The organism is Citrobacter sp. C348 (assembly GCF_047467975.1).
GTDB lineage: Bacteria > Pseudomonadota > Gammaproteobacteria > Enterobacterales > Enterobacteriaceae > Citrobacter > Citrobacter gillenii.
In genome coordinates this window covers 359,009-373,846 of record NZ_JASJUJ010000001.1, presented here as the reverse complement: position 1 = coordinate 373,846, position 14,838 = coordinate 359,009, and the positions used below count along the sequence as shown (strand labels likewise).

At 51.3% G+C, this 14,838-nt stretch carries 14 protein-coding genes; 11 read left to right on the top strand and 3 right to left on the bottom strand.

Annotation, left to right across the window (positions count from 1 at the left end; translation table 11 throughout):
- Window positions 1–24 precede the first annotated feature (24 nt).
- Genes QNN86_RS01825 through QNN86_RS01815 form a run of 3 tightly spaced genes read left to right on the top strand, consistent with a single transcriptional unit; the run spans window position 25 to window position 2,828 of the window.
- Window positions 25–1,173, top strand: coding sequence for an ABC transporter permease (locus QNN86_RS01825; RefSeq protein ID WP_279277931.1), 1,149 nt, complete (start codon window positions 25–27; stop codon window positions 1,171–1,173).
- Complete coding sequence (locus tag QNN86_RS01820) at window positions 1,166–2,113, top strand: ABC transporter ATP-binding protein (RefSeq protein ID WP_279277932.1); 948 nt, start codon at window positions 1,166–1,168, stop codon at window positions 2,111–2,113. Before QNN86_RS01825 ends, QNN86_RS01820 begins: the two co-directional genes overlap by 8 nt.
- Window positions 2,097–2,828, top strand: coding sequence for an ABC transporter permease (locus QNN86_RS01815; RefSeq protein ID WP_279277933.1), 732 nt, complete (start codon window positions 2,097–2,099; stop codon window positions 2,826–2,828). The genes QNN86_RS01820 and QNN86_RS01815 overlap by 17 nt, the downstream gene beginning before the upstream one ends.
- Here the strand turns inward: QNN86_RS01815 and QNN86_RS01810 are convergent.
- The gene (locus tag QNN86_RS01810) at window positions 2,809–2,916 is read right to left on the bottom strand and encodes a protein YohO (protein ID WP_003027354.1); all 108 of its coding nucleotides are present in this window, start codon (window positions 2,914–2,916) and stop codon (window positions 2,809–2,811) included. The two genes, QNN86_RS01815 and QNN86_RS01810, sit on opposite strands and share 20 nt — an antisense overlap.
- 52 nt (window positions 2,917–2,968) lie before the next feature.
- Window positions 2,969–3,700 (bottom strand): HTH-type transcriptional regulator MlrA, encoded by a 732-nt coding sequence (gene mlrA, locus QNN86_RS01805; RefSeq protein WP_115258046.1) that lies wholly within the window; start codon window positions 3,698–3,700, stop codon window positions 2,969–2,971.
- 226 nt (window positions 3,701–3,926) lie between these two features.
- On the opposite strand from mlrA, the gene QNN86_RS01800 reads away from it, so the two are divergent.
- From QNN86_RS01800 to QNN86_RS01790, 3 genes are read left to right on the top strand one after another with little or no spacing between them, the layout of a single operon-like run.
- On the top strand, window positions 3,927–5,612 hold the full coding sequence (locus QNN86_RS01800; protein ID WP_096756509.1) for a sensor histidine kinase: 1,686 nt from the start codon (window positions 3,927–3,929) through the stop codon (window positions 5,610–5,612).
- Window positions 5,609–6,328, top strand: a complete 720-nt coding sequence (btsR, locus tag QNN86_RS01795) for a two-component system response regulator BtsR (protein WP_115258047.1) — start codon at window positions 5,609–5,611, stop codon at window positions 6,326–6,328. Before QNN86_RS01800 ends, btsR begins: the two co-directional genes overlap by 4 nt.
- Window positions 6,329–6,374: 46 nt before the next feature.
- The gene (locus QNN86_RS01790) at window positions 6,375–6,845 is read left to right on the top strand and encodes a DUF1456 family protein (RefSeq protein WP_115259919.1); all 471 of its coding nucleotides are present in this window, start codon (window positions 6,375–6,377) and stop codon (window positions 6,843–6,845) included.
- 75 nt (window positions 6,846–6,920) lie between these two features.
- Here the strand turns inward: QNN86_RS01790 and metG are convergent, their stop codons facing one another.
- On the bottom strand, window positions 6,921–8,954 hold the full coding sequence (gene metG / locus QNN86_RS01785) for a methionine--tRNA ligase (protein ID WP_115258048.1): 2,034 nt from the start codon (window positions 8,952–8,954) through the stop codon (window positions 6,921–6,923).
- A 163-nt stretch (window positions 8,955–9,117) separates the two neighbouring features.
- Between metG and apbC the strand changes: the two genes are divergently transcribed.
- The 5 genes from apbC to QNN86_RS01760 all read left to right on the top strand — a co-directional run bounded on the left by apbC (window position 9,118) and on the right by QNN86_RS01760 (window position 14,837).
- Window positions 9,118–10,227: an iron-sulfur cluster carrier protein ApbC gene (gene apbC / locus QNN86_RS01780; protein ID WP_096756512.1), complete on the top strand. Its 1,110-nt coding sequence runs from the start codon at window positions 9,118–9,120 to the stop codon at window positions 10,225–10,227.
- Between the two features lie 265 nt (window positions 10,228–10,492).
- Window positions 10,493–10,774, top strand: coding sequence for a DUF2574 family protein (locus QNN86_RS01775; protein WP_279277934.1), 282 nt, complete (start codon window positions 10,493–10,495; stop codon window positions 10,772–10,774).
- Window positions 10,775–11,052: 278 nt separating this feature from the next.
- Window positions 11,053–11,607, top strand: a complete 555-nt coding sequence (locus QNN86_RS01770; protein WP_414210540.1) for a fimbrial protein — start codon at window positions 11,053–11,055, stop codon at window positions 11,605–11,607.
- 53 nt (window positions 11,608–11,660) lie between these two features.
- Complete coding sequence (locus QNN86_RS01765) at window positions 11,661–12,344, top strand: fimbria/pilus periplasmic chaperone (protein ID WP_182269589.1); 684 nt, start codon at window positions 11,661–11,663, stop codon at window positions 12,342–12,344.
- 12 nt (window positions 12,345–12,356) lie between these two features.
- Window positions 12,357–14,837 carry a fimbrial biogenesis outer membrane usher protein gene (locus QNN86_RS01760; RefSeq protein ID WP_414210539.1) on the top strand — a complete coding sequence of 827 codons (2,481 nt, stop codon included), beginning with the start codon at window positions 12,357–12,359 and terminating at the stop codon, window positions 14,835–14,837.
- Window position 14,838: the final 1 nt, after the last annotated feature.

Here is a 14,838-nt window from a genome sequence, read left to right as displayed (position 1 = left end):
CATCAGGTGAGTGTTGTATCAACGATGTCTGTTAATCGAGTGCTGTTGCTGCTGGTATTTCTGCTAATGGCGGCAGCCGCGCTGCCTTTCATCAGTTATGCCCCCAATCGTCTGGTCTCTGGCGAAGGTCGACAACTCTGGGAACTCTGGCCCGGTTTTGCGTGGGGGCTGGCGGCGATGTTTCTGCTACTGGTGGCGCTGTGTTTTATCTCCGGTCGCGCCGGCAACGTGTTAACCCTGATCGTAGTGCAACTGCTGCTGATAGCGGCGTTGATTGCCGCCGGTAAAACGGCAAGCGGGCTGGCGCAGACGGGAAGTCCGCTGGCGAGAACCAGTCTGGGTAGCGGATTCTGGCTTGGGCTGGGACTGATGCTGCTGGCGCTCAGCGACGCGATTCGTCGTCTCACCGCGAGGCCACTGTGGCGTTGGTTACTGCATATGCACATTGCCATCGTCCCCGTTGCGCTGCTGCTGACCGGGATGTTCAACGACCTTTCGCTGCTCAAAGAGTATGCCAATCGTCAGGATGTCTTCGACGATGCGCTGGCGCAACATCTGACTATCCTGCTCGGAACCGTGCTGCCAGCGCTGGTGATTGGCATCCCGTTGGGCATCTGGTGCGCCTTCTCTACGTCGCGGCAGGGGCCGGTATTTGCCGTACTGAATATTATTCAGACCATTCCGTCCGTGGCGCTGTTTGGCCTACTGATTGCCCCGCTTGCCGGGCTGGTTCAGCATTTTCCCTGGTTACGTGCATTGGGCATTGCCGGAACCGGGTTGGCCCCTGCGCTGATTGCGCTGGTGCTGTACGCGCTACTGCCGCTGGTGCGCGGCGTGGTGGCGGGGCTGAACCAGGTTCCTCTCGATGTGCTGGAAAGCGCCCGGGCAATGGGAATGAACTCACGTCAGCGCTTTTGTTCGGTACAACTCCCGCTGGCGTTACCGGTCTTCTTGCGCAGTTTACGTGTCGTGATGGTGCAGACGGTGGGGATGGCCGTTATTGCCGCACTGATTGGCGCGGGGGGATTTGGCGCATTGGTTTTTCAGGGATTGCTCAGCAGTGCCGTCGATTTAGTGCTACTGGGTGTCGTCCCGGTGGTGGTGCTGGCGGTGCTGATCGATGCCCTGTTTGATTTAGGTTTAGCTCTGCTGAAGGTGACCGTTGATGATTGAATTTAGCCATGTCTGTAAAACCTTTGGCCAACAACACGCGGTCAACGATCTCAATCTGCATTTTCGCGAAGGCAGCTTTTCCGTCTTGATTGGTACGTCGGGGTCGGGGAAGTCCACCACGCTCAAAATGATTAACCGTCTGGTGGAGCATGATAGCGGGACGATTCGCTTTGCTGGCGATGAGATCCGCAGCCTGCCGGTGCTGGAATTAAGACGACGGATGGGATACGCCATTCAGTCTATTGGACTGTTTCCGCACTGGACCGTTGCACAGAACATTGCCACCGTATTGCAGCTGCAGAAATGGTCGCGTTCACGTATTGATGACCGAACGGATGAACTGATGGCGTTGCTGGGGTTGGAAGAGGGGTTGCGTCATCGTTATCCTCATCAGCTCTCCGGTGGGCAACAACAGCGGGTGGGAGTGGCGCGTGCGCTGGCCGCCGATCCCCAGGTGCTGCTGATGGATGAACCCTTTGGTGCGCTGGATCCGGTAACGCGCAGCGCCTTGCAGCAGGAGATGACCCGCATTCACCGGCTGTTGGGACGCACCATTGTGCTGGTTACCCATGATATTGACGAAGCGCTGAGGCTGGCGGAACACCTGGTGCTGATGGACGCAGGTCAGGTGGTGCAACAGGGCACGCCGCTATCGATGCTCACAGCACCGGCTAACGACTTCGTACACACCTTTTTTGGCCGCAGCGAACTGGGTGTTCGGCTGCTGGCGCTGCGCACCGTCGGTGATTTTACCCGCCGTCATGAGCAGCTCAGCGGTGAGCCGTTGGTAGACGAGATGACGCTGCGCGATGCGCTCTCTATTTTTGTGGCGCGGGGGTGCGACGTCCTGCCGGTGGTTGACGCACAGGGCGGAGCCTGCGGGACGCTCCATTTTCAGGATCTACTCTCACCGAGGCCGCACCGTGAAACGTCTGACTGATCCGCTGTTATGGCTGGTTATCTGTTTTCTGCTGCTGCTGGCGGGGTTGCCGCATAGCCAGGCGCTGTTTAGTGCGCTGTTCCCGCAGCTGCCGCGTCCGGTTTATCAGCAGGAGAGTTTTCTGGCGCTGGCGTTGGCCCATTTTAGCCTGGTCGGGATCTCGAGCCTGGTGGCGGTGATCATTGGTATGGGGGCGGGGATTGCGGTCACGCGTTCATCGGGAACCGAATTCAGACCACTGGTGGAAACCATTGCCGCCGTGGGGCAAACTTTTCCGCCGGTCGCCGTGCTGGCCATCGCTGTTCCGGTGATGGGGTTTGGCCCACAGCCAGCCATCATCGCGCTGATCTTGTACGGTGTGTTACCGATTTTACAGGCGACGCTGGCGGGGCTGGGCGGAATATCGGCCAGCGTGCTGGATGTTGCCAGTGGAATGGGGATGAGTGGCGGGCAACGGTTGCGCAAAGTGGAGCTGCCGCTGGCCGCGCCGGTTATTCTGGCTGGCATTCGCACGTCGGTGATTATTAATATTGGCACCGCCACGATCGCCTCAACCGTGGGGGCAAACACGCTGGGTACGCCGATAATCATCGGGCTGAGCGGATTTAATACTGCCTATGTGATACAGGGGGCGCTGCTGGTCGCGTTGGCGGCCATCATTGTCGATCGCGGGTTTGAGCGAGTCGCGCAACAGCTTACCCGGCACGTAAAATAAAGGTATAGCCTGCAAGCATCACACCGCCGATTCCGCCGATGGCCATCAACAGGAAGAGGGTGATCACGCCGATTTTAGCTGCGCTCATGATGTACTCCTTATGGTATATAAAAGGATTGTACACGTTTGTTAATGGAATATTAAATACCGAGTGGATAAATATCGTGGCCTAGCGCACGCCACTCGGTTAATTGTTGGTGTTGAGCGGCCGTCTGGTTATCGCCGCACCACACCAGAAGTGTCCGGCCTTCAAACAGTTCCGGTCGCAGTTGATTGAGCGAGTGAGCCAGTACGTCAACCCGCCATCCTTGCTGGCTGGCGACCCAGCCCTCCAGCCATAGCCGGGTGGTATCGTGAATATTCCAGCCGACGACCAGCGCGTCTTTACCTTGTTTCTTACGGGCTGAGGCGAGGCAAATCGCAATGTAGTTAATCAGCACGCCGTCAAGAATGCCGAGCAGTGCCTGAAGAATAGGTTGCTGACATTGCAGGCGTCGCCGCAGCGGAATGAACAGATGGGTGTTCAGCGTCTGGGCGGGATAATCCTGGCCACGTTCTTTGATCCACAATCGCAGACTATGCAAATTATTACTTTGCAAATAGCTCAACAGTGTTTCTTGCTGCTCGCGCCAGCCGTTGTGCACATCAATGCTCTCATTGCTGAGCAACATTTTTACCTTACTGACCTGCACACCGTTGTTTATCCAGCGTTTGATCTCGCGGATCCGGTCGATATCTGCATCGTTAAACAGGCGATGACCGCCGTCTGTGCGCTGCGGTTTCAGTAATCCATATCGCCGCTGCCACGCACGTAAAGTGACAGGGTTGATATCACAAAGCAAAGCCACTTCACCGATGGTGTAAAGCGCCATTTGTTGTCTCACTCTTGCTCGCGAGGTCCCAGTTTTACTTTAGACGCTCTTTTGCGAACCAGGTAGTTTTGTCTGTTTTTTGCTCACGGAATGGGTGATTTTGTAGTCATACCCACGCTTTTGAGTGACCGTTCTCACAAATTCCTTATTTTTTGCAACAGTTCAAAGAAAGTTACGCGCAGCCCATGTATGTTACGCGCTTTTAAGAAGACTGTGGTTGGCGGGTATGTACGAGTTTAATCTGGTGTTGCTGCTGCTACAGCAGATGTGCGTGTTTCTTGTTATTGCGTGGTTAATGAGCAAAACGCGTTTATTTATCCCGCTGATGCAGGTCACTATCCGGCTGCCGCACAAACTCCTTTGCTACGTCACCTTTTCCATTTTTTGCATTCTGGGTACCTACCTGGGGCTGCATATTGAAGATTCCATTGCCAACACCCGTGCCATTGGCGCGGTGATGGGTGGCTTGCTTGGCGGCCCGGTGGTTGGGGGGCTAGTCGGGTTGACTGGCGGCCTGCATCGCTATTCGATGGGCGGAATGACCGCGCTGAGCTGCATGATCTCGACCATTGTTGAAGGACTTCTCGGCGGGTTGGTACACAGCGTACTGACCCGCCGCGGTCGCACTGATAAAGTCTTTAGCCCGCTGACGGCGGGCGCGATCACCTTTTTTGCCGAACTGGTGCAGATGCTGATCATTTTATTGATTGCGCGTCCCTTTGATAATGCGCTGCATCTGGTGAGCAATATTGCCGCGCCGATGATGGTCACCAATACTGTGGGTGCAGCCTTATTTATGCGTATTTTGCTCGACAAACGGGCCATGTTCGAAAAATACACCTCGGCGTTTTCAGCCACTGCGCTAAAAGTTGCCGCCTCAACGGAAGGCATATTGCGCCAGGGGTTTAACGAGGTTAACAGCATGAAGGTGGCCCAGGTACTGTATGAGGAGCTGGACATTGGTGCAGTGGCGATAACCGATCGCGATAAGTTGCTGGCCTTTACCGGAATTGGTGACGACCATCATCTGCCAGGTAGGCCGATTTCATCCTCTTATACCCAAAAAGCGATTGATACCGGCGAAGTGGTGTATGCCGACGGCAACGAGGTACCTTACCGCTGCTCACTGCATCCGCACTGCAAATTAGGCTCGACGTTGGTTATCCCTTTGCGTGGTGAAAACCAGCGGGTGATGGGGACCATCAAACTGTATGAAGCCAAAAACCGCTTATTTAGTTCGATCAACCGCACGCTTGGCGAAGGGATTGCGCAGTTGCTGTCAGCGCAGATCCTTGCCGGGCAATATGAACGGCAAAAAGCGATGCTCACGCAGTCAGAAATTAAGCTTCTGCATGCGCAGGTGAATCCCCATTTTCTGTTTAATGCGCTCAATACCATTAAAGCGGTGATTCGCCGCGACAGCGAGCAGGCCAGTCAGTTGGTGCAATATCTGTCGACCTTCTTTCGCAAAAACCTCAAACGGCCGTCAGAAATTGTGACGCTGGCAGATGAAATTGAACACGTTAACGCCTATCTGCAAATTGAAAAGGCGCGCTTTCAGTCGCGCCTGCAGGTCACTTTAACGGTACCGGATGAACTTTCGCATCAGCAATTGCCAGCATTTACGTTGCAGCCCATTGTCGAGAATGCGATTAAGCACGGTACCTCTCAGCTACTTGATACCGGTGAAGTCTCCATTACCGCCCGGCGAGAAGGGCAGTATCTGATGCTGGATATCGAAGATAATGCCGGCCTGTATTTGCCGACAACCGAGGCCAGCGGGCTGGGGATGAATCTGGTGGATAAGCGACTACGTGAACGGTTTGGCGATGATTTTGGCATCAGCGTAGTGTGTGAACCTGACCTCTTTACCCGAATCACTTTACGACTTCCCCTGGAGGAACTGGCATGATCAAAGTGTTGATTGTGGATGACGAACCGTTAGCGCGGGAAAATCTGCGGATCCTGTTGCAGGAGCAAAGCGACATTGAGATTGTGGGGGAATGTTCGAATGCCGTTGAGGCCATCGGCGCGGTGCATAAATTGCGCCCTGATGTGCTGTTTCTCGATATCCAGATGCCACGTATTAGCGGTCTGGAAATGGTGGGCATGCTCGATCCTGAACACCGTCCGTATATTGTTTTTCTCACCGCATTTGATGAGTATGCGGTGAAAGCCTTTGAAGAGCATGCCTTTGATTATTTGCTCAAGCCGATTGAAGAAACCCGGCTGGAGAAAACGCTGATCCGTTTACGCCAGGAGCGCACGAAGCAGGATGTGTCGGTGCTGCCGGAAAACCAGCAGGCGCTAAAATTTATTCCGTGTTCCGGTCACAGCCGCATTTATCTGCTGCAAATGGACGATGTTGCGTTTGTCAGTAGCCGCATGAGCGGCGTTTTTGTCACCAGCAGCGACGGCAAAGAAGGTTTTACCGAGCTTACGCTGAGAACGCTGGAGAGCCGCACGCCGCTGTTGCGCTGCCATCGACAATATCTGGTGAACATGGCGCAGCTGCAGGAGATTCGCCTGGAAGATAACGGCCAGGCCGAGTTGATTTTACGTAACGGCCTGACCGTGCCGGTGAGCCGCCGTTATCTTAAAAGCCTAAAAGAGGCGATTGGTCTGTAAAACTGGTACACTGCGCGCCATTGCATCACCGACAGTTGAAGGCTCTATGCTAAGTAACGACATTCTTCGTAGCCTGCGCTACACCCTGAAAGCGAACAATAACGACATGGTGCGGATCCTTGCGCTTGCTGACATGGAATCCACCGCCGCAGGTTTCGACACCTGGATGACGAAAGAAGATGAAGACGGGTTTATTCGTTGCCCGGACATCATTCTCTCCGGTTTTTTAAACGGCCTGATCTACCATCTGCGCGGTAAAGATGATTCGGCGCCGGAACTGGCGCTTGAGCGTCGGGTGAACAACAATACGGTGCTGAAAAAGCTGCGTATCGCCTTTTCACTGAAAACCGATGATATTCTGGCCATTATGACCGAGCAGAAATTCCGCGTGTCGATGCCGGAAATCACCGCCATGATGCGTGCGCCGGAACATAAAAACTACCGCGAGTGTGGAGACCAGTTTTTACGTTATTTCCTGCGTGGTTTGACTCACCGGGTACATCACACGAAAGCGTGATTTAATACCCGCAGGTCCGTGCATGCGTAGCGCTAACGGGCAAAAAAAGCCGGATAATAATCCGGCTTTTTTTGTTTATTTCACCTGTTGGCCCGGTTTGGCGCCTTCGTCAGGGCTTAACAGGAAGATGTCTTTCCCGCCAGGGCCGGCGGCCATCACCATGCCTTCAGAAATGCCGAAGCGCATTTTACGCGGTGCCAGGTTAGCCACCATAATGGTCTGACGACCAATCAGCACCTGCGGGTCCGGATAGGCTGAACGGATGCCGGAGAAGACATTACGCTTTTCACCGCCCAGATCCAGGGTCAGGCGCAGCAGTTTGTCGGAGCCGTCAACGAACTCGGCGTTTTCGATCAATGCCACGCGCAGGTCAACTTTGGCAAAATCGTCAAAGGTGATGGTTTCCTGAATCGGGTCGTCCGCCAGCGGGCCGGTAACCGGTGCGGCAGCCGCTTTCACTTCTTCTTTTGATGCTTCAACCAGGGCTTCAACCTGTTTCATGTCGATGCGGTTGTACAGCGCTTTGAAGGTGTTGACCTTGTGGCCGAGCAGCGGCTGCTGGATGGCATCCCAGGTCAGTTCGCTGTTCAGGAATGCTTCGACACGCTCGCTCAACGTTGGCAGAACCGGTTTCAGGTAGGTCATCAGGACGCGGAACAGGTTAATACCCATGGAGCAAATCGCCTGCAGATCGGCGTCACGGCCTTCTTGTTTGGCGACAACCCACGGAGCCTGTTCGTCAACGTAGCGGTTAGCCACGTCGGCCAGCGCCATAATTTCACGAATGGCTTTACCGAACTCGCGGCTTTCCCACGCTTCGCCAATCACTGTCGCGGCGTCGGTAAAGGTCTTGTACAGTGCCGGATCGGCCAGTTCAGCCGCCAGTACGCCGTCAAAACGCTTACTGATAAAGCCCGCGTTACGGGACGCCAGGTTGACCACTTTGTTGACGATGTCGGCGTTAACGCGCTGAACAAAATCTTCGAGGTTCAGGTCGATGTCATCGATACGTGAAGAAAGCTTCGCCGTGTAGTAATAGCGTAGGCTGTCGGCATCAAAGTGCTTCAGCCAGGTGCTGGCTTTAATGAAGGTTCCGCGAGATTTTGACATCTTCGCGCCGTTCACCGTCACATAACCGTGGACGAACAGGTTAGTCGGTTTACGGAAGTTACTGCCTTCCAACATGGCAGGCCAGAACAGGCTGTGGAAATAAACGATATCTTTACCGATGAAGTGATACAGCTCGGCGTCAGAATCTTTTTTCCAGTATTCATCAAAGCTTGTGGTATCGCCGCGCTTGTCACACAGGTTTTTGAACGAGCCCATATAGCCAATCGGCGCATCCAACCAGACATAGAAGTATTTGCCTGGCGCATTCGGGATTTCAAAACCGAAGTACGGTGAGTCGCGGGAAATGTCCCACTGCTGCAGGCCGGATTCAAACCACTCCTGCATTTTGTTCGCAACTTGTTCCTGCAACGCGCCGCTGCGCGTCCATGCCTGCAGCATTTCGCTGAATGACGGCAGGTCAAAGAAGAAGTGTTCGGAGTCACGCATGACCGGCGTCGCGCCAGACACCACGGACTTCGGCTCGATAAGTTCGGTTGGGCTGTAGGTCGCGCCGCACACTTCGCAGTTATCGCCGTACTGATCCGCAGCCTTACATTTCGGGCAAGTTCCTTTAACGAAACGGTCCGGCAGGAACATGCCTTTTTCCGGGTCGTACAGCTGGGAGATAGTGCGGTTTTTAATAAAACCGTTTTCTTTCAGGCGCGTGTAAATAAGCTCGGACAGCTCCCGGTTCTCATCGCTGTGCGTGGAGTGGTAGTTGTCGTAGCTGATATCAAACCCTGCAAAATCAGTCTGATGCTCCTGACTCATTTCACCGATCATCTGCTCTGGTGTAATGCCAAGCTGCTGAGCCTTCAGCATGATTGGCGTACCGTGTGCGTCGTCCGCGCAGATGAAGTTTACCTGGTGGCCGCGCATTCGCTGGTAACGGACCCAGACATCAGCCTGGATGTGCTCCAGCATATGGCCGAGGTGGATGGAGCCGTTGGCGTACGGCAGCGCGCACGTTACCAGAATTTTCTTCGCGACTTGAGTCATAGTGGGCAATTACTTCTTTTGTAGTGAAAAGGGCTTTGATAGTACCAAAATGGTAATTACTGCGCCAAGTGATAAGGGCATTTATCCGTAAATGAATAATTGTCGCGGTTGGAGTAAACTAGCTGGTGACAATCGTCTTTCAGAACAACAAAAAGGAGTCGGGATGAACGCACAATCCCAGGCCAAATCACCAGAAACCCTGCGCGCGATGGTCGCCGGGACGCTGGCGAATTTTCAACATTCAACCCTGAAGCATAATCTGACGACGCTAAAAGCGTTGCACCATGTCGCCTGGATGGATGACACGCTGCACGTTGAGCTGGTGATGCCGTTCGTCTGGCACAGCGCGTTTGAAGTATTAAAAGAGCAATGCAGTGCCGATCTACTGCGTATCACCGGCGCGAAAGCCATTGACTGGAAGCTGTCGCACAACATTGCGACGCTGAAACGCGTGAAAAACCAGCCGGGCATCAACGGTGTGAAAAACATCATTGCCGTCAGTTCCGGTAAAGGTGGGGTAGGGAAATCCTCAACCGCCGTTAACCTGGCGCTGGCGCTTGCTGCGGAAGGGGCGAAGGTCGGTATTCTCGATGCCGATATTTATGGCCCGTCTATCCCGACGATGCTCGGTGCAGAAAATCAGCGCCCGACCTCACCGGACGGCACCCATATGGCGCCGATTATGTCTCATGGCCTGGCAACCAACTCCATTGGTTATCTTGTCACCGACGATAACGCCATGGTGTGGCGCGGCCCGATGGCCAGTAAAGCGCTGCTGCAGATGCTGCAAGAAACGTTATGGCCAGATCTCGATTATCTGGTCCTGGATATGCCGCCGGGCACCGGTGACATTCAGCTGACGCTGGCGCAGAACATCCCGGTAACGGGGGCGGTTGTAGTAACCACACCGCAGGACATTGCGCTTATCGATGCCAAAAAAGGCATTGTGATGTTCGAAAAGGTGGAAGTGCCGGTTCTGGGTATCGTCGAGAACATGAGTATGCATATCTGCAGCAACTGTGGTCATCATGAGCCAATCTTTGGCACCGGTGGCGCGCAGAAGCTGGCGGAGCAATATCGTACTCAACTGCTGGGACAAATGCCTCTGCACATTTCACTGCGTGAAGATCTCGATCGCGGTACGCCAACGGTTATCAGCCGCCCAGACAGCGAATTTACCGCCATTTACCGTGACCTGGCAGGACGTATCGCCGCACAGCTGTATTGGCAGGGTGAAGTTATTCCGGGAGAAATTGCCTTCCGCGCGGTGTAATTTATAGCGTTACAGATATTCACCGCATCAATGTATTATTGATGCGGTGAATACTTAGAGTGAAAAAGCTTCGTAATATTGTTTATCCTGCCTGTATAATTCATGTCTTTTTCCGAATAAATCACCTCAATGCATCATTGCAATTGATCAAATCAAACCAATTAATCTACAATCTCAATTGGTTTTAGCAAGGAAGTTAACCCATAATTAACCGGACCGACGGCGAATGCGCTGTTTCCCACCCATTACAGGAATAATGAATGCAATGAAAATTGGTTTATTGTTGGGACTTATTACTCTGGCTTATGGAATGAGTTCTTCTGTCTTCGCCTCTGATACTGCCACATTAACTATCAGTGGCAGGGTGACTGAACCGACGTGTAGCGCTGATGTTGTTAACAATAAAGTGCAGCAACGCTGCGGCGGCATCACCTTGACTCCAAACATCCACGAGGTTGCGTCTCATCCTGTAAGAGGCGTGGTAACCGAGCTTGTGCCCCTGGGAGGGGATGCCACTCGGCAAATAGTGTTAAGCCGTTACGATTAATATACGGAAATTACTATTAAGCACTAATCATAATTGTGAATGGTTGGTGCTTTTTTATTGTCTTTGCGAATAATGTCGAATGATTAATTACGCTAATTTATTAAATGCAAAAATAGTATTCGCCATTACTTATTTGTTGTAATTATATTGCTGTTTATAACTTGTTTTAAATCAATAAAACAAGGTGTTTACATTGCGGTAACGTTTCTTGTGTGCGAATTTAATTTCAAGAGTTGAACCTCTTAACAAATAGAAATTAATTCATTAAGGAAGATACTATGAAACGTTCAATTATTTCTGCGGCTGTACTGTCTGCTGTATTTATGAGCGCTGGGGCGTTTGCTGCTGGCACCGAAACAGGACAGTTAACCATTGAAGGGAAAATAATAAACAGCCCGTGCAGTTTCAAGGACAATGATAGTAATAGTACTATTACCCTAGATGATGTTGATATTTCTCGCTTTGCTGGATTAAATGTAGGTGATGCTCTTATTGAGGAGTATAGCGATCAAGCAAACCCAATGAAGATAATTTGTCCTAAAGGTACTACTCTTAAAACGGTGAGTATCAATCGCGGGGAATTCACCGCTGCTGGGATTCTTAGAAAAGAAAAAGGTAGTTCTGATGGTGTCGGATTTAAATTGAAATTAGGTAAGAATCCATTAACAAAAGATCAGGCAAATAATATTGGTGAATATCTTTCTTGGCAAGAAACAGCTGAAGGGGTGGAATATACTCTGGATTTCAGTGCGCAATATGCACGATCTGATGCTACGCCAGTCATCGCAGGAACATTATCATCAGTGTTGGTTATTGGTGTTTCTGCTGAGTAAATTTCTATGCCGGTGTCTTCACCGGCAATTCATGTTAAAAGGACGAACGCGAAATGAAATGGATTCTGACAGCTTTTTTAATCGCATCTGCGCAACCCGTCCATGCTGGTATAGTGATTTATGGCACTCGTGTTATCTATCCGGCAGAAAAGAAAGAAGTATTGGTTCAATTGATGAATCAGGGGGGGCGGTCTTCACTGGTACAGTCATGGATTGATGACGGAGACAGCTCGCTACCACCGGAAAAAATTCACGTACCCTTTATGCTTACTCCTCCGGTGGCTAAGATAGCAGCGGACTCTGGTCAGCAGTTGAAAATTAAAAAAATGCCGAATATGTTGCCAGATAACAAAGAAAGTTTATTTTTTCTCAATGTACTGGATATTCCACCAAACAATCCAGACAGTACTGGTAAAAATGTATTGAAATTTGCAATGCAGAATCGAATTAAATTATTCTATCGGCCTAAAGGAATAGCACCAGTTAATAAAAGTACATTTCAAAAACTGTCTATGAAACGTAGTGGTAGTATTTACTCCATTAAGAATGATGCAGCTAATTGGATCACGGTAACAGAAGTTAAAGCTAACAATGTCAAGATCAACAACGAAAGCATTATGCTTGCACCGCTATCCAGTGCAGATGTGGCATTAAAAAACACTAATGCCAATAATTATAAAATAACCATTATTGACGATCACGGTAATTATATTAGCGATAACGTCAGCCTAAAATAACAGGAGCTGGTTATGTTAAGGATGACTCCGATTGCTTCGGCGGTATTACTGTTGCTACTCGGCATTGATGTCCATGCCGCAGAGGAAACGTTTGATACTCACTTTATGATGGGTGGAATGAAGGGCGAGAAAGTTTCTGATTTTCGCCTCGATGATAACCAACCCCTGCCAGGCCAATATGATATTGACATCTACGTCAATAAACAGTGGCGTGGTAAGTATGAACTAACCGTTAAGGAGAATCCGGATGACACCTGTTTATCCCGTGACGCATTAACACGTCTGGGGATAAATATACAGGCGCTGGACAAGCAGAATGAATGCCCAACCTTGAAGCAGGCGGTACAAGGGGGCAGCTATGCCTGGGATGTCGGCACGTTTCGCCTGGATCTCAGCGTCCCGCAGGCCTATGTGGATGAACTGGAGAATGGCTATGTTCCTCCAGAAAACTGGGATCGTGGCATCAATGCCTTCTATACCTCGTACTACGCCAGCCAGTATTACAGCGATTATAAGGATTCTGGTAACAGCAAAAGTACCTATGCGCGTTTTACCAGTGGGTTAAATCTGCTGGGGTGGCAGTTGCATTCTGATGCCAGCTATAACAAAACTGATGAAAGCCGCGGGGAGTGGCAAAGTAATACCTTGTATCTGGAACGCGGCATCCCGCAAATTTTGGGCACTCTGCGTGCCGGGGATATGTATACCTCATCGGATGTTTTTGATGCGGTGCGCTTTCGCGGCGTACGGTTGTATCGCGATATGCAGATGCTGCCGAACTCAAAACAGAATTTTACGCCGCTGGTTCAGGGGATTGCGCAAAGCAACGCGCTGGTCACCATCGAACAGAACGGCTTTGTCGTTTACCAGAAAGAGGTTCCGCCTGGCCCGTTCTCAATTGCTGATTTGCAGTTGGCTGGTGGCGGTGCGGATCTTGACGTCAGTGTCAAAGAGGCTGACGGATCGGTAACAACCTATCTGGTGCCGTACGCTGCGGTGCCTAATATGTTGCAGCCGGGTGTCTCAAAGTATGACTTTGCGGCAGGGCGTAGCCATATCGAAGGCGCCAGTAACCAGACCGACTTTGCACAGATGAGCTATCAGTACGGGCTGAATAATCTGTTAACGCTGTATGGCGGCACCATGCTGGCGGATAACTACAATGCGTTTACGTTGGGTACCGGCTGGAATACGCGTATCGGCGCGATTTCTGTCGATGCCACACAATCGCACAGCAAACAGGATAATGGCGATGTGTTTGACGGGCAGAGCTACCAGATCGCCTATAACAAGTATTTGACGCAAACTGCCACCCGTTTTGGCTTAGCAGCGTATCGCTACTCCTCCAAAGACTATCGCACGTTTAACGATCACGTCTGGGCAAATAACAAAAATAGCTACCGTCGTGATGAAAACGATGTGTACGACATTGCGGATTATTATCAGAACGATTTTGGCCGTAAAAACAGCTTTTCGGCGAACGTCAGCCAGTCTCTGCCGCAAGGTTGGGGTTCATTCACGCTCAGTACGCTGTGGCGAGACTACTGGGGGCGTAGCGGTAGCAGCAAAGATTATCAGCTGAGTTATTCCAATAGCTGGCAACGGATTAGCTATACCTTTTCAGCTAGTCAGACTTATGATGAAGATCATCACGAAGATAAACGTTTTAACATCTTTATCTCCATTCCGTTTGACTGGGGAGATGACATTAGCACTCCGCGCCGACATCTGTATGTTTCTAACTCGACCACCTTTGATAATGATGGTTTTACGTCTAACAATACCGGGATTTCCGGCACCGCAGGCAGTCGCGATCAGTTTAACTATGGCGTCAACCTCAGCCATCAACGGCAGGACAGCGAAACAACAGCGGGCGGTAATCTGACCTGGAATGCGCCGATAGCGACGTTAAACGGCAACTACAGCCAGTCGTCTAAATATACGCAAGCGGGCGGCAGCATTTCGGGTGGCCTTGTGGCCTGGTCGGGAGGGGTGAATTTAGCCAACCGGTTGTCAGAAACCTTCGCCGTGATGCATGCGCCGGGTCTGGAAGGGGCGTATGTAAATGGGCAAAAATACCGTACCACCAACCGTAATGGTGTGGTGGTCTACGATGGGTTGACGCCTTATCGTGAAAACCACTTGATGCTGGATGTTTCTAATACTAACAGCGAAACCGATCTGCAAGGGAATAGGCGTAATACAGCCCCACATCGGGGAGCAGTCGTTCTGGCGAAGTTTGATACTGACCAACGTAAACCTTGGTATATCCGGGCGTTGCGGCCTGATGGTTCACCGCTGACGTTTGGTTATGAAGTAGAAGATATTCATGGACACAATATTGGCGTGGTCGGCCAGGGAAGCCAGCTCTTTATTCGCACTAATAAAGTGCCATCAGAGATAAAAGTAGCTGTCGATAAACAACAGGGACTTTCATGCTCAATCACTTTCGGCAAAACGATTGATGAAAGTAAAGTTTATATTTGTCGGTGAA